The organism is Microbacterium sp. EST19A, from assembly GCF_019969685.1.
In the GTDB taxonomy this organism is placed as follows: domain Bacteria; phylum Actinomycetota; class Actinomycetes; order Actinomycetales; family Microbacteriaceae; genus Microbacterium.
The window spans coordinates 1232253-1253375 of the sequence record NZ_JAHXYZ010000001.1 but is presented as its reverse complement, the minus strand read 5'-3'; the positions used below and the strand labels follow the sequence as shown (position 1 = coordinate 1253375).

The window sequence follows — 21123 nt, the reverse complement described above, 5'->3', positions numbered from 1 at the left end:
GGAGTCCGCCTAGATTCCCTGGAGCCCGACCAGCGCCGATTTGGAAACGTTTCCACATCCGGATGCTGGAAACGTTTCCACTCGACGAGGAGAACCATGGGGACGAAGCCGACACTTCACCAGGTCGCGGCTGCCGCCGGCGTCTCGCTGGCCTCCGCATCGCGTGCTCTCACCGGTCGTTCCGCGAGCCCGGAGATGGTGCGCAAGGTCCGCACGGCCGCCAAGCGCATCGGCTACCTCCCCGACGCGACCGCGCGGTCGCTGCGCCTCGGTGGACACCCGCAGGTGGTCTTCGCCGTCGATGACATCGGCAACCCGAACTACGTGCAGATGCTGCGCGCGATCGAGGAGGAGCTGGGCGAGACGACCCGCATCAGCGTCTCGGCGACCGGACGGCGTCCCGATCAGACCGTCGAACTCGTCCGCATGCTCAGCATGGGCGCCGGCGACGGGCTGATCATCTCGCCGCTGCGCGTCACCCCCGCGCTGCGTCAGGCTCTCGCCGACACCGTCGTGCCGGTGGTCGTCATCGGCACCCTGCACTCCGAGCTCAGCATCGACAGCGTCTTCGTCGACTCGGCCGTCGCCGTCGGGATGGTCGTGGATCACCTCGTCGACATCGGCCGCACCCACATCGGCGTGATCAACGGACCCGGGAACACGAACCCCGGTGCCGCCCGACGCGCCGGGTTCACGGCCGCGGTCGAGCGCCACGGACTCGCGCGCAGCGAGGCCCTCCAGGTCACCGCCGCGGACTTCACCGTCGGCTCGGGAGTAGAAGCCGCCGAGCGCCTGCTCGCCGCGACCCGCGAGAGCGGCGTGCAGATCGACGCGATCGTGTGCGCCAACGACCTCATCGCGATCGGCGCCATCAACGCCGCGCGCCGTCAGGGCCTGCGCGTGCCGGAGGACATCGCCGTGACCGGCATCGACGACACCGACCTCGCGGCGCTGTACAGCCCGCCGCTGACCTCGGTCTCCCTCCAGTCCGAGCGCCGCGGCCGAATCGCCGCCCGCATGCTGAGCGAGCGCTTCGCCGATCCGTCCCGGCCGACCCGGCGCGAGACGGTGGAGGCCACCCTCGTGGTGCGCGCCTCGACGATCGGAGAGTCCGCATGAGCATCACCGCGTCGAAGAACACGACCCCGAAGACCGCCGCGAAGAGCGCACCACGGAAGGGCGGCCTCGCCCGCTCCCGGCGCAACGAGGCGATCGGCCTCGTCGTCCCGACGCTGATCCCGATCCTCGTGCTCAGCGTCGTGCCGCTCTTCATCGGCGTGGCGACCGCCTTCACCGACTCCCGCCTCGCCCGTCACCACGAGACGCAGTTCATCGGCTTCGAGAACTTCATCAAGCTGGGCTCCGACACGCAGTTCTGGCAGTCGTTCGGCATCGGCATGATCTGGGCCGTCGTCGTGACGGCTCTGCAGCTGATCGGCGGACTCTGCCTCGCCCTGCTGCTGAACACCGACCTGCGCTTCCGCGGCATCACCCGCGTGCTCGCGCTCATCCCGTGGGCCATGCCGCCGGTGGTCGTCGCCGTCATGTGGCAGATGATCTACTCGCCGACCAACGGTCCGCTGAACTGGCTGATCGAATCGCTCGGCGGACCCCAGAACATCAACTGGCTCGGCGACTTCGGTCTCGCCCTCCCCGCGGTCATCCTCGTGGGGGTCTGGGTCGGCATGCCGCAGAACACGGTCGTGCTGCTGGCCGGGCTGCAGCAGGTGCCGGGCGAGCTGCTCGAAGCGGCGGCCGTCGACGGGGCGAGCACCTGGCGCCGATTCATCAGCGTCACCCTGCCGGCGCTGCGACCGGTGATCTTCTCGATCGCGAGCCTGAGCTTCATCTGGAACTTCAACTCCTTCGGCATCGTCTACGTCATGACCGAGGGCGGCCCGGGCGGACGCACGATGCTGCCGATGCTCTTCACCTACATCGAGGCCTTCAAGACCCGCAACACCGGAGGCGCCGCGGCGATGGGCGACGTGATCGTCATCTTCCTCGTCGTGATCCTGGTGATCGCCCTGTGGCGTCAGCTGCGACCGGAGAGGACCGCACGATGAGCGAGAGCACCGCGACCCGGGCCATGGTCACGCAGGGCACGAAGAAGAAGCAGCGCGCACGGAGCGGCGTGCGCACCACGCCGCTGGTGCGCACACTGCAGTACCTGGCGCTCGCGGGGTTCCTCGTCTTCCTCGGCTTCCCGCTGCTATGGCTCATCTCCACCGCGTTCAAGTCGTCCGCCGAGATCAACTCGCTCGCCGTCAACCTGATCCCGCTGCAGCCCACGATCGACAACTTCGTGGCCGCCATCGAGCGCCAGGGACTCATCCGCGCGGCCGGCAACAGCCTCATCGTCGCCGTCGCGACCACGATCATCGTCACCCTGCTGTCGATCCCCGGCGCGTACGTGATGGCGCGCTACCAGGGCAAGCTCCGCTCCATCGGCGTCGGCTACATCCTGGTCAGCCAGATCTTCCCGGTCATCCTCGTCGTCATCCCGCTGTTCTTCATCCTGCGGTCCGCCGGCCTCGTCGACTCGCTGCTCGGGCTCATCGCGGTGTACTCGGTCTACACGCTGCCTTTCTCGCTGTGGATGCTGCAGGGCTACGTCGCCGCGATCCCCTTCGACATCGAGGAGGCCGCGTCGATCGACGGCGCGAACAAGGCACGAACGCTGCAGCGCGTCGTGTTCCCGCTGCTGATGCCCGGACTCGTCGCGACGGCGATGTTCAGCTTCGTGTCGGCCTACAACGAGTTCTTCTTCGCCCTGGTGCTGCTGCAGTCGCCCGAGAACTACACCCTCCCGATCGCCCTCAGCACGTTCGTCGGCGGCGAGGGCAAGGTCGCGGTCGGCCCGCTCGCCGCCGGCGCCCTGCTCTCCAGCATCCCGAGCATCGTGTTCTTCACCCTCCTGCAGAAGCGGCTGGCCACCGGCCTGCTCTCGGGCGCGGTGAAGGGCTGAGCCCACAGATCCCGCAATCCCCCACCACTAAGAGAAAGAGGTATGAAGTGAAGAAGCTTCATCGCGCGTCCATCGCGCTCGCCGCAGCGGCGGTGACGGCGCTGACCCTCGCATCGTGCTCCTCGGGCGGCGACACCCCCGAGGACACCGGCGACGGCGAACCCGTATCGATCACCTTCCAGTCGTTCTCCGACCAGCCGGCGGCGATCCAGGCCACGAAGGAGATCGTCGACGCCTGGAACGACGACAACCCCGACATCCAGGTCGAGATCGTGCAGGCGCCGACCGACAGCCTCGACGACAAGCTGACGACGCAGTTCGCCGGCGAGGTCGCGCCCGACATCATCCACTACGAGGTGCTCGGCATCGTGCCCTTCGCCCGTGACGGCTACCTGGCCGACCTGAGCGATCTGCTGAGCAAAGAGACGATCGACGACATCGACCCCGGTGTGCTCGAGTCGGTCACCGTCGACGACCAGATCATCGGCGCTCCCACCGAGCTCCAGACCTACGTCGTGTTCGCGAACAAAACGCTGCTCGAGTCGGCAGGGGTCGAGATCCCGACCGGCGACTCGATGACGTGGGACGAGCTCGCCGACATCGCGAAGGCGACGACATCCGGCGACGTGCACGGCATCACCTGGGGCCTGAAGAGCCCGACCGCCGCGTTCATGAGCCTCGGGATGGGCTTCGGCTCGGAGTACTTCACCGGCAAGGGCGACGACATGAAGGTCGACGTCAAGGATGCCGACCTCGAGGTGCCGAACCGCGTGCGCGACATGATCGAAGAGGGCTCGGTCGATCCGATCGGCGTCACGCAGTCGGGTGCCGACGTGCTCGCCACGTTCTACGCCGGCAAGGCCGCCATGACCGTGCAGGGCTCGTACCAGGTGGCCAACATCGCCACCGACGCTCCGGCCGACATGGACTGGATCGTGCTGCCGCCGCTCGCCGGCTCCGAGGGAGCGGTCCAGGCCGCCAACCCGCAGACGCTGTCGATCAACGTCGACTCGGCCTACACGGAGCAGGCCGGCAAGTTCCTCGACTACTTCATGCAGACCGACAACCTCGTGAAGATGAACATCGCCGACGGACTCATCCCGACGACGGTGTCGGCCCGCGAGGCGCTCGCCGAGGAGACGGCCGACCAGAACGGCTGGCCCGAGATCGTGAAGTCGGCCGAGGGCCTCGAAGGCCCCGTGTTCCTGCAGGCGAACGGATTCGTCCGCTGGAAGGACACGGTCGCGACCCCGGCGTTCCAGAAGTTCCTGGGCGGCGAGATCGACGACAAGGGCCTGACCTCCGAGCTCGACGACGGCTGGGCACAGGTCAACGGTTGACGACGGTGGGGCGGATGCCGGTCATCCGCCCCACCTCTAGGAGAGGAATGGCATGAGCTGGATTCGGGAACGCACGGCGGCCGTGCTCGCAGGGTCGGCCATCGGCGACGCCCTGGGCGGGGCGGCCGAGGGGTTCAGTCCGGAGAAGATCAAGGAGCGGTACGGGGGTCCCATCACCGGGATCGTGCCGCCCTATCACCTGGACTGGCAGACCGCGCGGCCGGTCAGCCCGTACCACAAGGGCGACGGGCACATCACGGACGACACCCTGATGACGCAGGCCCTGATCCGGGTGTACGCCGAGCGGCGCGACCACATCGACGCCTTCACGGTCGCCGAGCTGCTCGTGCCGCTGCTGCAGACCGAGATCCGCTGGATCCCGGAGCTGGAGCGCGAGTCGATCCTGCTGCAGCGCATCTTCCTCGCCGAGAAGTGGCTGGTCGCCCGCCTGCAGTACGGCCACGCGGATCCGCGTGAGGCGGGCGTCGGCAACGTCGTCAACTGCGGCGCCGCGATGTACATGGCGCCGGTCGGCATCGTGAACGCCGGCAACCCGGAGGCGGCGTACGCCGAGGCGATCGACGTCGCCGGAGCCCACCAGTCCAGCTATGGACGCGAGGCCGCGGGGGTGTTCGCGGCCGGGGTCGCGGCATCCGTCGCCCTCGATGCCACCGTCGACTCGGTGATCGATGCGGTGCTGCGTGTGGCCCGCGACGGCACCGCCGCGGCGATCCGCGCCGTCGTCGACGCGGCACGCGCCCTTCCTGCGGATGCCGACGACGACGCGATCGGCCTCGCGCTGCGCGACGCGATTCGTCCGTTCGACACCGTCGGCGACGCGTACCGCGAGCCGGCCATGGACGCCAGGGTGCCCTCGCGCACCAAGTCCATCGAAGAGCTCCCGGTCGCCCTGGGCTTCCTCGTCGCACACGACGGCGCGTTCCTGCCGACAGTGCTCGGGGCCGTCAACTACGGCCGCGACTCCGACTCGATCGCGTCGATGGCGGGCAGCATCGCCGCAGGGCTCGGGGGGCGCGAGGTCATCCCGACCGAGATCTTCGACACGATCGCCGAGGCCAGCCGCGTCGACTTCGACGAGTACGCCGCGCTGCTGTCCGATGTCGCCGTGGAGATCATGGAGAAGGATGCCGAGCGCGCCGAGGCCGACGTCCGACGGGTCGCGGCCCTGCGGGTGGCGTGATGCGCCTGACCTGGGCGCAACCCGAGGACCTGCTGCCGCACGAGATCGTGCAGGCGCGCGCCGAGGGCAAGGACGTCGATGCGATCACGGAGCGCTGGCGGGCCGCCGGCGGCGACCTCGATCCGGTGCGGGGAGGGGCGACGCCGGATGCCGCGTCCGACGAGCTGCGGGCCCTCGCCCGCGCGCTGCTCGTCGAGCTCGACGACGTCGCGGCTCCTGTGCCCGATCCGACGACGTGGCGAGACGTGCGGGCCCTGCTCGACGGCATCCCGGCGCCGATCGCGCCGCCGGGAGACGCCGCGCTGCTCGACCGTCTGCACGGGGCGTGGGCGGGACGATCCGCCGGATGCCTGTGGGGCAAGCCCGTCGAGAAGATCCCGCGCGAAGGCATCGAGGAGATCCTGCGGGCCACCGGCCGCTGGCCGCTGACCGACTACTTCACCGCGCAGGGCCTGCCGGCCGACGTGGCCGCGAGGTGGCCGTGGAACCGCCGGTCATCGGTGAACTCCCTGGTCGAGAACATCGACGGGATGCCGGAGGACGATGACCTCAACTACCCGCTGCTGAACCTGCGCGTGCTCGAGACCGCGGGCCGCGGATTCACGACCGACGACATCGCGCAGGCCTGGCTGGCCGACCTCCCGGCCGGGCGCACGTTCACGGCCGAGCGCATCGCGTACCGGAACCTGCTCGACGGCTACCGCCCCGATGAGGCCGCGCGGGTGCGCAATCCGTTCCGCGAGTGGATCGGCGCCCTCATCCGCACCGATGTCTACGGCTGGATCAACCCGGGCGACATCGCCGAGGCCGCGCGCATGGCCTGGACGGATGCCCGCCTCAGCCACGCCCGCAACGGTCTCTGGGGTGCGATGTGGGCGGCGGCGCTGACCTCGGCCTCGCTGGTCGCGGCATCCGTCGACGAGGTGCTCGATCTCGCCGCGACCGCCGTCCCCGCGGGCAGCGAACTCGCGGCGGCGATCGCGCACGGCGCCGAGCTCGGCCGAGGAGACCTCGACGACGCGGCGGCGATCGACGAGCTGCATGCCGCCTACGGTCACCTGCACTGGGTGCACACCATCAACAACGCGGCACTCACCGCGTTCGCGCTCGCCCGCAGCGGCGGCGACTTCACCCGCGGGGTGCCGCTGGCCGTGATCGCCGGCTGGGACACCGACTCGGCCGGTGCGACCGTCGGCTCGGTGCTCGGCGGCCTCGCCGGTTTCGAGCTGCTGCCGGCGCACTTCACCGACCCGCTGCAGAACCGCATCACGACGAGCCTCCCCGGTCTCGACGGCGTCGCCATCGACGACCTCGCCCGTCGCACCGCAGCGCTCCTCCCGACGCACGGACTCACCCCCGAGAGACAAGGACGTTCATGACTTCTCCCACGCCGACCCTGCAGGACCGAGCCCGAGGGTCGCTCGCCGGCCTCGCGATCGGCGACGCGATCGGGCGGCCGGTCGAGGGCTTCTCCGCCGCAGAGATCCAGGCGGCCCACGGCCGGGTGACCGGCTACCTCGACCCGGAGCCCGCCGGCAGCGACGACACCGAGTACGCGCTGCTGACGGCGAAGACCGTGCAGCGGGTCGGCACCGGCGCCACCGCCGACGATTTCATGCAGACCTGGATCGAAGACGTGCTGCCGCAGGCCGACGACTTCAAAGGCGGCGGCTTCAGCGAGATGGCCGCGATCGACAACCTGCGCCACGGCATCCGTCCGCCGCTCACCGGAGACACCATGCACGGGTGGAGCGACGGGCTCGCGATGCGCGTCAGCCCGCTCGGGATCGTCGCCGACGGCGACGTCGACCTCGCCCGACGTCTGGCCGAGGCCGACGGCGCCGTGAGCCACACCACCGAGGGCATCTGGGCGGGCGTCGTCGTGGCGGTCGCCGTCACCACCGCGCTCACCGGAGCGGATGCCGCCGCCTGCTACGAGGCGGGACTCGCGGCGATCCCGGCCGACAGCTGGACCGCCCGCAACCTGCGCGACGCCCGCGACCTCGTGCACTCGGGGCTCGACGACGACGCACTCGCCCTGGCGCTGCACGACCGTCTCGCCGTCGCCGACTACTTCTGGGCCGACCTCGCGCCCGAAGCCGTCGGGCTGGCGATGGCCTCGGTGCTGCACGCCGAGGGGCGCGCGGCCGACAGCATCCTCTTCGCCGTTAACATGGGCCGCGACGCCGACACGACCGCGGCCATCGCCGGCTGCATCGGCGGCGCGATCTCCGGCATCGACGACCTGCCGGACGAGTGGGTCGCCGGACTCCGCCCCGTCGCCGGATCGTGCATCCGCTCGATGGCCGGCATCCACCCCCTGGACGCCGCCGACACCCTGACCCGCATCGTCGAGGAGGCGCGCGCATGACCACCCCCCTGATCGAGCTCTTCACCCGGGGCATCACCGCCGGCGAGGCCGGCTCGCCGATGAACGCCGACTTCCGCGTGTACGCCCTGCCGCCGAAGCGCGTCAACCGCGTGCGCATCCTCGCCAAGCTCGGCGACGACGACCGCACCACCACCGTGCCACGGCCGTTCACGCACGCGGCTCCGCCGAGCGTGCTGCACCCGGGACCGGGGGAGAACCTCGAGTGGTTCGCCTTCTCGGCGCGGCAGCATGCGCGCGACCTCGGCCTCACGGAGTGGCGCGAGCTCGCCGAACTCGAGGCCGATCCCGACAGCGGACTGCGCGTCCGCATCGGCACGAAGCTCGCCCTGCAGAACCTGCGGAAGGGAGCCGAGCCGCCCCAGTCCGGCCACGACAACGCGCACTACTTCGACGACATCGCGACCGTGCGCGCGCTCGCCGCGGTCGCCGTGCACGGGTCGGCCGGTGCCGTCGACGCGGCCGAGGCGGATGCCGCGATCACCCACTCGCTCGACGGCGTGTGGTGCGCACGGGCCTCGGCGGCGCTGTTCGGCGCGCTGATCGACGGTGCCTCCGCCGCGGATGCCGTGGGGCTGGCGGTCGCGCAGCTGCCGGACGACACCTGGAGCCGCCGGATGGCCGAGTCGTCGCTGCGCGTGGCGGCCGAGGCGAAGGGACCGATGGACCGCGCGCGACGCTTGAGCACGCAGGTCGGCGACTTCGTCTACAGCTACCCGATCGCGGCACCCGAGACGTTCGGCTTCCTGCTCGCGCACGTGGCGACCGCCGCCAGCGCCGACGACCTCCTGCTCGGGGCGCTCGCGCAGCCGCGGAATGCCGCGTCGCTGCCCGCGCTCGCCGGTGCGGCGGCGGCGGTGCTGTTCGGCGAGGACTGGATCCCGGAGGGGCTGGAGGCCGACGGCATCCGCCTCACCGGTCTCGGCATCCCCTCGCTGGCCGGACGCACGGTCGCCGAGGTCGTCGCGGGGTGATCCGGCCCCGTTCGCGGGGCGCAAGGAACTCCGCTAGACTGTCCAGGTTGTCCGTCTTCTGGCGGGCACGTTCACACACCCTCCTGTTTCCGCGAGATACGCGGAAACCGTTCTAGTCCGAAGGAGGTGGGTAAGTGACGCACCAGTACGAACTCATGGTCATTCTGACCCCCGAGATCGACGAGCGCCAGGTAGCCCCTACGCTCGACAAGTTCCTGAAGGTCATCACCAACGATGGTGGCTCGATCGACAAGGTCGACATCTGGGGTAAGCGCCGTCTGGCTTACGAGATCCAGAAGAAGAACGAGGGCATCTACGCCGTCGTCAACTTCACCGCCACCAGCGAGGCCACGCAGGAGCTCGACCGTCAGCTGAAGCTGAACGAGCAGATCATGCGCACCAAGGTCCTCCGCTCGGAAGAGGCTCAGGCGATGGTCGCATTCGAGGCCAAGCGCACCGAAGAGAAGGCTGCCCGCAAGGCCGCCAAGGCTGCGAAGGCGTAAGCGCCATGGCCGGCGAAACCGTCATCACCGTTGTGGGCAACCTCACGGCCGACCCCGAGCTGCGGTACACGCAGAACGGGCTGCCGGTGGCGAACTTCACCATCGCATCGACGCCTCGGAACTTCGATCGTGCCGCGAACGAGTGGAAGGACGGCGACGCGCTGTTCCTCCGTGCGTCCGTGTGGCGCGAGTTCGCCGAGCACGTGGCGGGTTCACTGACGAAGGGCATGCGCGTCATGGCGCAGGGCCGTCTGCGTCAGCGCTCCTACCAGGACCGCGAGGGTAACCAGCGCACCGCGATCGAGCTGGAGGTCGACGAGATCGGCCCCTCGCTCCGGTACGCGACCGCGCAGGTCACCCGTGCGGCATCGACCGGCGGTGCCGGTGGTGCTGGCGGTGCCGGTGGCGGCGGTCAGTCCCGTCCCGCGCAGCAGGTGTCGGAAGAGCCGTGGTCCACGCCCGGCTCGTCGACCAGCGCGGATGCCTGGAGCACTCCGGGCAGCTTCGGCGACGACACTCCCTTCTAGACAACTTCTGGATCCGGTGCCCTCGGGCACGGCATCCGCTCATCATTAAGGAAAACCAATGGCTGGAAAGTCGAGCGGCGACCGCCGCAAGCCGCGGAAGGGTGGCAAGCCCACCGCTCCCGCGAAGTCCATCCGGGTCGGTGTCATCGATTACAAGGATGTCGCCACCCTCCGCAAGTTCGTCTCGGAGCGCGGCAAGATCCGTGCCCGTCGTATCACCGGTGTCTCGGTGCAGGAGCAGCGTCTGATCGCCACGGCGATCAAGAACGCGCGCGAAATGGCGCTCCTGCCCTACGCTGGCGCCGGCCGGTAAGGGGTATCGAGATGGCAAAGCTGATTCTCACGAACGAGGTCGCCGGGCTGGGTAGCGCCGGAGACGTCGTCGAGGTCAAGAACGGGTACGCCCGCAACTTCCTCATCCCGCAGGGCTTCGCTACGGCGTGGACCCGCGGTGGCGAAAAGCAGGTCGCTTCGATCCAGGCCGCGCGTCAGGCACGCGCGATCCACGATCGTGACGACGCTGTCGCACTGAAGAACGCTCTCGAGGGCACCAAGGTCCGTCTCGCCGTCAAGGCGGGCACGTCCGGTCGCCTCTTCGGTTCGGTCAAGACCGAGCACGTCGCCGACGCTGTCGCGGCTGCCGGTCTCGGTGCGATCGACAAGCGCAAGGTGCACATCACCTCGCCGATCAAGGCGACGGGTGACCACGAGGCCACCGTTCGTCTGCACGACGACGTGACCGCAGTCATCACGCTGCAGGTCGTCGCCGCCAAGTAGTTCGGTAGCTCGAACGCCCTCTGCCCTTCGGGACAGGGGGCGTTCGGCGTCTCCGGCGTCGAAGAGCGGATGCCGCGACGTCGCAACTTTTGGATCCAGAATGCAGAGTTCGGGGCTGTGATCCGATAGCCTCGCTGCATGGTGCAATCAGGAAATGCGGCGGCGTCGGCGCAGGAACGGGCCGACGCGCTGCAGAAGCTCGCCCAGCGGCACGGAGCCGGTTACCGCTCGGTGGGCGCGATGGCGTACGACATCATCCGCGACGCGATCCTCGACGGCACTCTCCCTCCCGGGATGAAGCTGCGCCAGGAGACGCTCGCCGAGTCCATCGGGATCTCCCGCCTCCCGATCCGCTCCGCCCTGATTCAGCTCGAGGCCGACGGGCTCGTCGTCTTCCACGCCCGCCGCGGCGCCATGGTGCGTGCTCTGTCGGTCGAGGAGGCGAGCGAGGTCTACCACCTGCGCACCCTGCTCGAGAAGGAGGCCCTGCGCCTCGCGATGGCCGACATCACCCCGGAGCGCATCACGCGTCTCCGTGAGCTCGCGAAGACGGCCGACGGCATCTCCGAGGGCGGCGAGTTCGTCGAAGCCCGCACCGAGTACTACGCGACGCTGTACGACGCGCAGTCGCGTCCGGTCATGTGGGAGATGATCGAGCAGCTCCGGCTCAAGCTCGGCCGCTACGTGCTCGGCTGGCGCCTCGTCTCGCCCGGCTCCCACGACCACTCGCACGGCGAACTCATCGACGTCGTCGCGACCGGCGACGTGGACGAGGCGCTGCGCGTGCTCGAGTCGCACCTGCACCGCGTGCGCGACGGCGTGATCGCGCTCCTCACCGAGGCCGCCTCCGACTCCGGCGACAACGCCTGACCGCGCTCCGGCATCCGTTCTCAGGTGACGGTGCCGCGGCGCGCGAAGCGCGGTTCGCGCCACACCTCGCCGTCGAGGACGCTCTCGAGCGTGTCGACGGCATCCCACACGTCGGCGTACGAGGTGTACAGCGGAGTGAAGCCGAAGCGGATCAGGTCGGGCGCGCGGAAGTCCCCGATCACGCCCCGCTCGATGAGCGCCTGCATGATCTCGTAGCCCGACCCGACACGGAGCGAGACCTGGCTGCCGCGGCGCGCCGGCTCCCGCGGGGTCACGACCTCCACGCCCCACCGCGGGGTGAGGCGCGCGTCGACGAGCGAGATGAAGAGCTCGGTGAGGCACAGGCTCTTCTCGCGGATCTCGCCGAGGTCGACCTCGGCCCAGAGCCGCAGGCTCACCTCGAGCGCCGACATCGACAGCAGCTGAGGCGTGCCGACCCGGAAGCGCTCGACGCCGGATGCCGGGGCGTAGTCGACCGTGAAGTCGAAGGGCTTCGCGTGTCCGTGCCACCCCGTGAGGGCGGGACGCGCGTCGGCCTGATGCTGCTCGGCCACCCAGATGAACGACGGCGAGCCGGGCCCGCCGTTGAGGTACTTGTACGTGCAGCCGACCGCGAAGTCGGCATCCGCTCCGACGAGGTCGACGGGCACGGCGCCGACGCTGTGGCAGAGATCCCAGACGACGACGGCGCCGACCGCGTGGATCCTGCGCGTGACCTCGGCCATGTCGTGCATGCGTCCGGTGCGGTAGTCGACGTGGGTGAGGAGGACGACCGCGACGTCCTCGTCGAGCACGTCGTCGAGGGTCGGACCGTCGTCGGCGATGAGGCGCCGCTCCAGCGGACGGCCTCCACCGAGGAGCTCCTGCACGCTCTCCAGCACATACAGATCGGTCGGGAAGCTGCCGCGCTCGGCGACGATCACCCGGCGTCCGGGGCGGAGCCGGGCGGCAGCGACGGTCGCCTGGAAGATGCTCGACGACGTCGAGTCACCGAGCACCACCTGCCCCGGTCCGGCACCGATGAGAGGGGCGACCAGGTCGCCGACGGTCTGCGGCTTCGCGAACCAGCCGGCGTCGTTCCAGCTGCGGATCAGACCGGTGCCCCACTCCTCGGTGATCACACGCTGGACGTGCGCCGCCGTGTCGCGAGGGAGGGCGCCGAGTGAGTTGCCGTCGAGGTACACGACGCCGTCAGGGAGCGAGAACCGGGAGCGGATTCGGGAGAGCGGGTCGGCCGCATCGAGGGCGACGCAGGTCTCCCGATCGATCGTGGGCCGGCCGAGCGCGGGCGTGGTCATGCGGAGGGGCTCCGTTCGCTGGAGAGGGCGACGTCGCGCCCGAGGAAGCGCAGGGCGTTGTCTCGGCGTATCGCGCGCTTCTGGGCGTCGTCGAGGAAGTCGGCACGGTCGACGACGCTGCCGACGGGACGCTCGCCCAGCGGGTAGGGGTAGTCGCTGCCGACCATGACCTGACTCGCGCCGAGGGTGTCGACCAGTACGCGCAGGGCGGTCGGATCGAACACGACGCTGTCGACGCTGAAGCGATCGAGGTAGGCGGACGGCGGCCGTTCGCTGACGCCGATGAGGTCGGGCCGCTGCAGCCACGCGTTCTCGAAGCGTCCGAGCCAGAACGCGAAGGAGCCGCCGCCGTGCGCGAACGCGAGCCGGAGCGTCGCGGGGACGCGGTCGAAGACCCCGCCGAGGATCATCGCGATGATCGACAGGTGCGTCTCGGCGGGCATGCCGGTGAGCCAGCGGGCCATCCAACGATCGAGCCGGGGAGAGCCCGGCATGTCCCACGGATGCACGAAGACGGGGATGCCGGTATCGGCGCAGTGCTGCAGGAACATGACCATGCCCTCGTCGTCGAGGTCGCGGTCGCCGACGTGGTTGCCGATCTCGACGCCCGCGTGCCCGGAGGCGATCGCGCGGTCGGCCTCGGCGCAGGCGGCATCCGGATCCTGCAGCGGCACCTGCGCGAACGGGATCAGCCGGCCGGGCGCGGGTGCGCAGATATCGAGAGCGAGATCGTTGAAGATGCGCGCCACCTTCACGGCTTCGGGACCGGACTTGTCGTAGGAGAAGAAGAGCGGGGTCGGCGACACGACCTGCGCGTCGACACCGTCGGCATCCATGGCGGCGAGGCGCAGCGACGCGTCCCAGCAGTCCGCGCCCACGCGACGGAACTCGGCGTCGCCGAGCATGATCATCGCCTCGCGTTCGGAGTCGACCCGCAGCGTCGGCCAGACCCCCGGCCCGACCTGCGTGGACAGGTCGGGCCAGGAGCTCGGCACGAAGTGCGTGTGGACGTCGATCGTGCCCACAGAGATTCAGCCCTTGCCGGGGTGGACGGTGCCGCAGTTCGGGCAGGTCCGGCCCTCTTCGCTCTCGTAGAACTCGCGGAAGACGGGCGGGAGGTCCTCGACGATGTCGCGCACCTGCAGCTCGACCTCGTGCACCTTGGTGTCGCAGTTCGGGCAGAACCAGGCGAACTTCTCGAGCGTGCCCTCTTCGCGGATGCGCTCGATCACGATGCCGATCGACCCGGCCTCCGGGCGCTGCGGGGAGTGGAAGACGTTGCCGGGCAGCAGCCACATCTCGCCCTCGCGGATGTCGATGCGCTGCGGCCCGTCCTCGGTCATGAGGTTGACGTGCATGTTGCCGCGGTACTGGTAGAACCACTCCTCGTACGGGTCGAAGTGGAAGTCGGTGCGCTGGTTCGGGCCGCCGACGACCTGCACGATGAAGTCGCCCATCGGCGCCCAGGCCGCCTTGTTGTTGACCGGCGGCTGCAGGAGATGCTCGTTCTCCTTGATCCATGCGGGGAAATCGATGACGGGTGGGATGGTGCTCATTTCTCCTCCTCGAGAGTGGCGATGGTGTCGTTGGATTCGGGACGTCGCGCGATCGCCTGGATCTCGATGCGCAGATGCGGATGCGGGAGGGCGTGCACGGCGACGGTGGTGCGGGCGGGGCCCTGCTCGTCGAAGTACTCCGCCCAGACGGCGTTGTAGCCCGCGAAGTCGTTCATGTCGACGAGGAAGGTCGTCGCCTGCACGAGGTCGTCGAGGCCGCAGCCGGCGGCGTCGAGCACCCCGCGGATGTTCTCGATCACGGCGCGCGTCTGCACCGCGATGTCGAGTCGGGTCGCCCCGAACTCGTCGGCCTCGGCGCCGGCGATCGTGTTGTCGGGGCGTCGGCTCGACGTGCCGGAGACGAAGACCAGGTCTCCCGAGACCTTCGCGTGCGGGAAGCGTCCCCGAGGGGTCGCCTTGCCGTCGACGAGGATGCCGCGTGAATCGGTCATCGTGAACCCTTCTCATCGGGGTCGGGCGCTCCATCGAGAACACGGATGCTGACGCGTCCGAGCCCGGCGATCGTCGCCTCGACGACACCGGAGTCGGGGAGCGGTACGGCGGCGGTCGCCGCCCCGGCGAGCAGCACCGTGCCCGCCCGCAGAGTGAATCCATGGCGCACGGCGAGGCGCGCGGCGGCCGCGACGGCGCGGGCGGGGTCGCCCAGGATCGCCGCGGTCGATCCGGTCGTGCTGATCCGTCCGTCGACCTCGAGCCGCACGGCGCGGTTGGCGAGGTCGCCTGCCCTGTCGACCGGAGCCCACGGGCCGATCGCGTACGCGGCGGCGGAGGCGTTGTCGGCGACGACGTCGCCGAGGCTGAAGTGGAAGTCGCGGTAGCGCGAGTCGATGATCTCGAGCGCGGGGGCGACCGCGGCGACGGCATCCATCAGGTTCGTCATGCCCTCCGAGACATCGGCGCCGAGGAGGTACGCGACCTCCGGCTCGACACGGGGATGGATGGCCGAGCGCCGGTCGAACACGGCGCCGTCGTCGAGGCGCATCGCGTCGGTGAGCGTTCCGATGATGACATCGTCGACGCCCATCTGCTGCGCCTTCGCCCGGCTGGTGAATCCGAGTTTGAGACCCGTGCGCAGCTCGCCGCGGGCCAGCCGTCGCGCGATGACCGCGTGCTGTGTCGCGTAGGCGGTGTCGAGCCCGACCGTCGCGCTCGTGGAGAGCTGACTGATCGAGGTCACCGTGCGCTGGGCCGTGTCGAGGGCGGCGGCGAAGACGGCATCGGTGCTCATGCGCTCGCTCCGTCCGCACGGGCCGCCGCGAGGTCCAGGGCCACGTCGACGATCATGTCCTCCTGGCCTCCGACCATCCGCCGCCGTCCCAGTTCGACCAGGATGTCACGCGCGTCGATCCCGTGCCGTTCGGCCGCGCGCTCGGCGTGCAGCAGGAAGCTGGAGTACACGCCCGCGAAGCCGAGCGTGAGGGTCTCGCGGTCGACGCGCACCGGGCGGCGCTGCAGGGGGCGCACGAGTTCCTCCGCGGCATCCTGCAGGGCGAACAGGTCGCTGCCGTGCTCCCAGCCGAGCAGATCCGCCACCGCGATGAACGCCTCGATCGGGCAGTTCCCCGCCCCGGCACCCTGTCCTGCCAGCGAGGCGTCGACCCGGAACGCGCCGTGCTCGACGGCGGTGATGCTGTTCGCGACACTCAGTGAGAGGTTCTCGTGCGCGTGGATGCCGATCTGGGTGCCGGCGTCGAGCACGTCGCGGTAGGCGTCGACCCGGTCGGCCACGTCGCGCATCGTCAGGCGTCCGCCCGAGTCGGTCACGTAGACACAGTGCGCGCCGTACGACTCCATCAGCTTCGCCTGCGCGGCGAGACCGCGGGGGTCGTTGAGGTGGCTCATCATCAGGAAGCCCGACACGTCCATGCCCTGCTCCCGGGCCCAGCCGATGTGCTGCGCGGCGACGTCGGCCTCGGTGCAGTGGGTGGCGACGCGCACACTCGTGACGCCGAGGTCGCGGGCGCGGGCGAGGTCGTCGATCGTGCCGATGCCCGGCAGGATCAGCGTGGTGAGCACGGCGCGGTCGAGCACTTCGGCGGCGGCTTCGATCCACTGCCAGTCGGTGTGCGCACCCTGGCCGTAGGCGACGCTCGAGCCTCCGAGTCCGTCGCCGTGGGCGACCTCGATCGCGTCGACTCCCGCGGCCTCGAGCGCACGGGCGATGTCGCGGACCTGATCGGTGGTGTAGCTGTGGCCGACGGCGTGCATGCCGTCGCGGAGGGTGACGTCCTGCACGTAGACGCGCGGAGCGACGGCGGTCATGCGAGCACCCCCGCTCGGGCGGCGACGAGTCGCTCCGCGGTGCGCAGGGCGGCCGACGTCATGATGTCGAGATTGCCCGCGTACTCCGGAAGATAGTGGCCGGCGCCCGCCACCTCGAGCAGGACGGTCACCCGCGTTCCGCGGAACCCGCGATCGAGCGCCGGCACGTACGCCTCGTCGACCGCGTCGAACTGCACCTGCTGCTTCAGCCGATAGCCGCCGACGTACTCCTGCACCTCGGCGACGATCTCGTCGACCGAGGCGCGGATCGCGTCGCGGTCCAGCGCATCGGGTTCGCCCTCGACGAGGCAGAACACGGTGTCGCGCATGATGAGTGGCGGGTCGGCGGGGTTCAGCACGATGATGGCCTTGCCGTGCGCGGCGCCCCCGATCTGCTCGATCGCGCGGGCCGTGGTCTGCGTGAACTCGTCGATGTTGGCCCGTGTTCCGGGACCTGCGGACTTCGACGCGATCGAGGCGACGATCTCGGCGTAGGCGACGGGAGCGACGCGTGACACGGCGGCGACCATGGGCACCGTGGCCTGCCCGCCGCAGGTGACCATGTTCACGTTCGTGGCGCCGAGATGGGCGTCGATGTTCACCACCGGCACGACGTACGGACCGATCGCGGCGGGCGTGAGGTCGACCATCAGGCGACCGGCATTGCGCACGAGCGCGTCGTTGCGGGCATGAGCGCCGGCCGAGGTCGCATCGAACACGAGCTCGACGTCGGCGAACTCCGGCATCGCGAGCAGACCGTCCACGCCCTCGTGCGTCGTCGCGACGCCGAGTCGACGTGCGCGGGCGAGCCCGTCGGAGTTCTCGTCGATGCCGACCATCGCCACGACGCGGAGGGTGGTCGAGAGACGCTTGACCTTGATCAGGAGGTCGGTTCCGATGTTGCCCGAACCGATGATGGCGATGCCGACGGTCATGCCGCGGCTCCTTCCGCTGAGGCGAGGGACGCGGAGCCGGTGAAGTCGACCCGCACCTCGCCGAGTCCTTCGAGCCGCGCGCGGTACACACCGGCGGATGCCGCGACCATGGGGCCGAGGGCGCCGGAGAGGATCACCTCGCCCGCGCGCAGGGGCCGACCGTGTGCGGCGACCGCGCGAGCGAGCCAGGCGACCGCGGTCACCGGGCTGCCCAGGCACGCGGCACCGGAACCGGTGGAGACGGGCTCGCCGTCACGGTCGAGCGTCATGCCGAGCTCGGTGAGGTCGAGACCCTCGAGCCGTCGGGGCGTCGTGCCGAGCACGACCGCGCCGCTCGAGGCGTTGTCGGCGATCGTGTCGGTGATCCGGATGTCCCATCCGGCGACCCGGGAGTCGACGATCTCGATCGCCGGCAGCACGAACTCCGTCGCCCGCAGCACATCGGCGACGTGGGTGGTGGGGGAGTCGAGGTCGCGGCCGAGCACGAACGCGACCTCGGCCTCGACGCGCGGCTGCAGGAAGCGCCCGATGTCGAGGGGCTCGCGATCCGCGACGACCATGTCGTCGAGCAGCACTCCGTAGTCGGGGGAGTAGACGCCGAACTGGGCCTGGACCGCCGGCGAGGTCAGTCCGATCTTGCGTCCGACGATGCGCCGACCCTCGGCCACGCGTCGCGCGATGCCGAGCGACTGCACGGCGTACGCGGCATCCTGATCCGTCTCCCCGAGGAGATCGCGCACGGGTGCGCACGGCGCCCCGGCCTCGGCGGCCTGCCGCAGGCGCTCGTCGGCCGCGCGAACGGCGTCGGACTCGCGGATGCCGCTCACAGCTGCACGCACACGTTCGTCGGCTCGGTGTAGAAGTCGAGCGAGTGATGGCCGCCCTCGCGGCCGATGCCGGAGAGCCCGACACCGCCGAACGGGCTGCGCAGATCCCGCAGATACCAGGTGTTGACCCACGACATCCCGGTGCGCATCTGCTGCGCGACACGGTGTCCGCGAGTGAGGTCGGTGGTCCAGGTCACGGCGGCGAGTCCGTACTCGGTGTCGTTGGCCAGCGCGATCGCCTCCTCCTCGGAGTCGAAGGGGATCAGCGCCGCGACGGGGCCGAACACCTCTTCGCGCACGGTGCGGTGCGCGTTGTCGAGGCCGGTCCACAGGGTCGGCTCGATCCAGGAACCGCTGTCGAGGCCGTCGCCGAGGGTGGGGATGCCGCCGCCGGCGAGCACGGTCGCGCCCTCCTCGCGGGCGAGGTCGAAGTACGACAGCACCTTCTCGCGGTGAGCCTGGGAGATGAGCGGGCCCGTCGTGGTGGCCGGATCCTCGGGACGCCCGAGGCGCAGGCGGGCAGCGTGCTCCGCCAGGCCGGCGGCCACGTCGTCGAAGATCGCCCGCTCGACGTAGATGCGCTCGGTGCACAGGCAGACCTGCCCGGTGTTCAGGTAGGTGGAGCGGGCGAGACCGGCGACGGCCGCGTCGAGGTCGGCATCCGCGAAGACGAGGGCGGCGTTCTTCCCGCCGAGTTCGAACGAGACCGGACGCACACGCGGCGCGACCGCGCGCATGATCGCCGATCCCGTGGACGACTCCCCGGTGAACGTCACCCCGTCGATGCCCGGATGCCGGGTGAGCGCCTCACCGGCGGATCCCGCGCCGAAGCCGTGCACGACATTGACGACTCCGGCGGGGATCCCCGCCTCGGCGAGGATCTCGGCGAGGAGAGTGGCCGACGACGGCGTCTCCTCGGACGGCTTGATGACCACGGTGTTACCGGTCGCGAGGGCGGGAGCGAGCTTCCACGTCAGCAGCAGGAGCGGCAGGTTCCACGGCACGATCACTGCGACGACGCCGAGCGGCTTGCGCACGGCGTAGTTCAACGCGCGTCGGCCGTCGGGCAGCTCGGTGAGGTACGAGTCGAGTCCGGCCGACGAGACCGTGTCGGCGAACGAGCGGAAGTTCGCGGCCGCGCGGGCCACGTCGAGATCACGGGCGAGCGCCTCCGGCTTGCCGGTGTCGCCGACCTCCGCCGCCACGAGCTCCTCCGAGCGGCGGTCGATCGCGTCGGCGACCCCACGCAGGAGCCGGGCGCGCTCGGCGACGGTCATCCGCCCCCACGGTCCGTCGAACGCGGCGCGCGCAGCGGCGACGGCACGGTCGACCTGCTCGCTGCCGGCCTCGTGCACCCGGGCGATCAGGGACCCGTCGATCGGGCTGAGCTTCTCGAAGGTGCTGATCCCCTCGACGCTCTCGCCGGCGATCACGTTGTGGATCGCGCGGGGCGCCCGGGCAGGCCCGGAGGCACTTCGCTGGGGCGTCATCGTCTCGGAAGGCATGGGCTCAGGCTAGGAACCATCGAGGGATGCCGACAAATACTCTCTTGATGCATTGCCATGCCCGTACGGCTATAGTCCGGATCATGGCCACTGATCGACTGCTCGACGGCCGGGTGAAGATCCGGCATCTCGTCCTCGTCACCGCGATCGCCGACGAGGGCACCCTGGTGCGCGCCGCCGCATCGCTGCACATCACCCAGCCCGTCGTCACGCGCGGCCTCCGCGAGGTCGAGGAGGTGCTGGGCGTCCCGTTGTTCGAGCGGATGCCGCGGGGCGTCAAGCCGACCCCGTACGGTCACGTGTTCATCGAACGCGCCCGATCGGTGCTCGCCGAGCTGCGCGCGGCAGGGGAGGAGGTGCGGCTGCTGCAGTCCGGGCAGATGGGCACCGTCACGGTCGGCACGCACCTCGCCGGCTCGAATCTGCTGCTGCCGCGGGCGATCGCCGGGCTCAAGGCCGAGCACCCGCGTCTCACGGTCGTCGTGCGCGAGGGCACCCCTGACACGCTGCAGCAGCTGCTGCTCGCCGGCGACCTCGATCTGACCGTGGGCCGTCTGTCGCCGACGGTGCCCGTGCGTCTCGAACAGGAGCGGCTGCATCAGGAGCCCATCCGCCTCGTGGCTCGTGCCGGCCATCCCGTGCTGGGCGGAGCCAAGGCGAACTCGCTCGCCGAGCTGATCGCGTACCCCTGGATCTTCCCTGTGGCGCAGACGGCGCTGCGGGCCGAGCTCGAGGCGGTGTTCTTCCACGAGGGGCTCCCGCTGCCCCCGGACCGCGTGGAGTGCACGTCGATGCTGACGCTGCGGACGCTCCTCATCTCGACCGACGTCATCGCGGCTTTGCCGATGTTCATCGCGGTCGACGATCGGGAGCTCCGTCTGCTGCCGACACCGCTCAGCTCCGTCCGCCGGTCGGTCGGGGTCACGCTCCCGAAGGACCGGGCGCCGTCGCCCGCGGCATCCGCCCTGCTCGTCCACCTCCGTGAGGAGGGAGCGCGATTGGCCGAGCTCGAGCGCGAGTATTCGCACGCCGCGCTGCAGGCCGGTGTCCGGTATGCCTGAGAGGCTATAGCTCCGACCCGTATGGATATTGGACAGCATCGCTCCCACCGGGTGAGTCTGATGAGAACGACACCACGTCGTGACGATCTCATCCGATTCAGCCAATGGA

Annotated in this window: 23 protein-coding genes; 14 read left to right on the top strand and 9 right to left on the bottom strand. The window is 70.1% G+C overall.

Translation table 11 applies throughout. The features are described from left to right. Positions 1–96: 96 nt before the first annotated feature. From LC452_RS06170 to LC452_RS06110, 13 genes are all read left to right on the top strand, one after another. A complete protein-coding gene (locus LC452_RS06170) occupies positions 97–1119 on the top strand; it encodes a LacI family DNA-binding transcriptional regulator (protein ID WP_223623286.1) in 1023 nt (340 codons plus the stop codon). Beyond that, the gene (locus LC452_RS06165) at positions 1116–2066 is read left to right on the top strand and encodes a carbohydrate ABC transporter permease (protein WP_223623284.1); all 951 of its coding nucleotides are present in this window, start codon (positions 1116–1118) and stop codon (positions 2064–2066) included. Before LC452_RS06170 ends, LC452_RS06165 begins: the two co-directional genes overlap by 4 nt. Beyond that, entirely contained in the window at positions 2063–2968 is a 906-nt protein-coding gene (locus LC452_RS06160; protein WP_223623282.1) for a carbohydrate ABC transporter permease, read from the top strand. Before LC452_RS06165 ends, LC452_RS06160 begins: the two co-directional genes overlap by 4 nt. 47 nt (positions 2969–3015) lie before the next feature. Then, a complete protein-coding gene (locus LC452_RS06155) occupies positions 3016–4308 on the top strand; it encodes an ABC transporter substrate-binding protein (RefSeq protein ID WP_223623280.1) in 1293 nt (430 codons plus the stop codon). A gap of 52 nt (positions 4309–4360) precedes the next feature. Further along, complete coding sequence (locus tag LC452_RS06150) at positions 4361–5509, top strand: ADP-ribosylglycohydrolase family protein (RefSeq protein ID WP_223623279.1); 1149 nt, start codon at positions 4361–4363, stop codon at positions 5507–5509. Then, the gene (locus LC452_RS06145) at positions 5509–6888 is read left to right on the top strand and encodes an ADP-ribosylglycohydrolase family protein (RefSeq protein WP_223623277.1); all 1380 of its coding nucleotides are present in this window, start codon (positions 5509–5511) and stop codon (positions 6886–6888) included. Before LC452_RS06150 ends, LC452_RS06145 begins: the two co-directional genes overlap by 1 nt. Further along, positions 6885–7880 carry an ADP-ribosylglycohydrolase family protein gene (locus LC452_RS06140; protein ID WP_223623275.1) on the top strand — a complete coding sequence of 332 codons (996 nt, stop codon included), beginning with the start codon at positions 6885–6887 and terminating at the stop codon, positions 7878–7880. Before LC452_RS06145 ends, LC452_RS06140 begins: the two co-directional genes overlap by 4 nt. Then, entirely contained in the window at positions 7877–8872 is a 996-nt protein-coding gene (locus tag LC452_RS06135) for an ADP-ribosylglycohydrolase family protein (RefSeq protein ID WP_223623273.1), read from the top strand. Before LC452_RS06140 ends, LC452_RS06135 begins: the two co-directional genes overlap by 4 nt. Before the next feature lie 134 nt (positions 8873–9006). Further along, positions 9007–9375 carry a 30S ribosomal protein S6 gene (gene rpsF, locus LC452_RS06130; protein ID WP_042541520.1) on the top strand — a complete coding sequence of 123 codons (369 nt, stop codon included), beginning with the start codon at positions 9007–9009 and terminating at the stop codon, positions 9373–9375. A gap of 5 nt (positions 9376–9380) precedes the next feature. After that, entirely contained in the window at positions 9381–9902 is a 522-nt protein-coding gene (locus LC452_RS06125) for a single-stranded DNA-binding protein (RefSeq protein WP_223623271.1), read from the top strand. Between the two features lie 58 nt (positions 9903–9960). After that, the gene (gene rpsR / locus LC452_RS06120) at positions 9961–10215 is read left to right on the top strand and encodes a 30S ribosomal protein S18 (protein ID WP_017829850.1); all 255 of its coding nucleotides are present in this window, start codon (positions 9961–9963) and stop codon (positions 10213–10215) included. 11 nt (positions 10216–10226) lie between these two features. Then, positions 10227–10679 carry a 50S ribosomal protein L9 gene (gene rplI / locus LC452_RS06115; protein WP_136053767.1) on the top strand — a complete coding sequence of 151 codons (453 nt, stop codon included), beginning with the start codon at positions 10227–10229 and terminating at the stop codon, positions 10677–10679. Positions 10680–10817: 138 nt separating this feature from the next. Then, positions 10818–11549, top strand: coding sequence for a GntR family transcriptional regulator (locus LC452_RS06110; RefSeq protein ID WP_223623270.1), 732 nt, complete (start codon positions 10818–10820; stop codon positions 11547–11549). A gap of 20 nt (positions 11550–11569) precedes the next feature. Here the strand turns inward: LC452_RS06110 and kynU are convergent, their stop codons facing one another. Genes kynU through LC452_RS06065 form a run of 9 tightly spaced genes read right to left on the bottom strand, consistent with a single transcriptional unit; the run spans position 11570 to position 19953 of the window. After that, on the bottom strand, positions 11570–12847 hold the full coding sequence (kynU, locus tag LC452_RS06105; RefSeq protein ID WP_223623268.1) for a kynureninase: 1278 nt from the start codon (positions 12845–12847) through the stop codon (positions 11570–11572). Then, positions 12844–13872 (bottom strand): amidohydrolase family protein, encoded by a 1029-nt coding sequence (locus LC452_RS06100; protein ID WP_223623266.1) that lies wholly within the window; start codon positions 13870–13872, stop codon positions 12844–12846. Before LC452_RS06100 ends, kynU begins: the two co-directional genes overlap by 4 nt. A 6-nt stretch (positions 13873–13878) precedes the next feature. Further along, a complete protein-coding gene (locus tag LC452_RS06095) occupies positions 13879–14403 on the bottom strand; it encodes a 3-hydroxyanthranilate 3,4-dioxygenase (RefSeq protein WP_223623264.1) in 525 nt (174 codons plus the stop codon). Next, entirely contained in the window at positions 14400–14855 is a 456-nt protein-coding gene (locus tag LC452_RS06090; protein WP_223623261.1) for a RidA family protein, read from the bottom strand. The genes LC452_RS06095 and LC452_RS06090 overlap by 4 nt, the downstream gene beginning before the upstream one ends. Then, entirely contained in the window at positions 14852–15652 is an 801-nt protein-coding gene (locus tag LC452_RS06085; RefSeq protein ID WP_223623259.1) for a 2-keto-4-pentenoate hydratase, read from the bottom strand. The genes LC452_RS06090 and LC452_RS06085 overlap by 4 nt, the downstream gene beginning before the upstream one ends. Further along, positions 15649–16686, bottom strand: coding sequence for a 4-hydroxy-2-oxovalerate aldolase (gene dmpG / locus LC452_RS06080; protein ID WP_223623249.1), 1038 nt, complete (start codon positions 16684–16686; stop codon positions 15649–15651). Before dmpG ends, LC452_RS06085 begins: the two co-directional genes overlap by 4 nt. Then, complete coding sequence (locus LC452_RS06075; protein WP_223623247.1) at positions 16683–17621, bottom strand: acetaldehyde dehydrogenase (acetylating); 939 nt, start codon at positions 17619–17621, stop codon at positions 16683–16685. Before LC452_RS06075 ends, dmpG begins: the two co-directional genes overlap by 4 nt. Beyond that, positions 17618–18448 carry a 2-keto-4-pentenoate hydratase gene (locus LC452_RS06070; RefSeq protein ID WP_223623245.1) on the bottom strand — a complete coding sequence of 277 codons (831 nt, stop codon included), beginning with the start codon at positions 18446–18448 and terminating at the stop codon, positions 17618–17620. The genes LC452_RS06075 and LC452_RS06070 overlap by 4 nt, the downstream gene beginning before the upstream one ends. Continuing rightward, positions 18445–19953 (bottom strand): 2-hydroxymuconic semialdehyde dehydrogenase, encoded by a 1509-nt coding sequence (locus LC452_RS06065; protein WP_223623238.1) that lies wholly within the window; start codon positions 19951–19953, stop codon positions 18445–18447. The genes LC452_RS06070 and LC452_RS06065 overlap by 4 nt, the downstream gene beginning before the upstream one ends. Before the next feature lie 83 nt (positions 19954–20036). Between LC452_RS06065 and LC452_RS06060 the strand changes: the two genes are divergently transcribed. Next, the gene (locus tag LC452_RS06060; protein WP_223623236.1) at positions 20037–21014 is read left to right on the top strand and encodes a LysR substrate-binding domain-containing protein; all 978 of its coding nucleotides are present in this window, start codon (positions 20037–20039) and stop codon (positions 21012–21014) included. Positions 21015–21123: the final 109 nt, after the last annotated feature.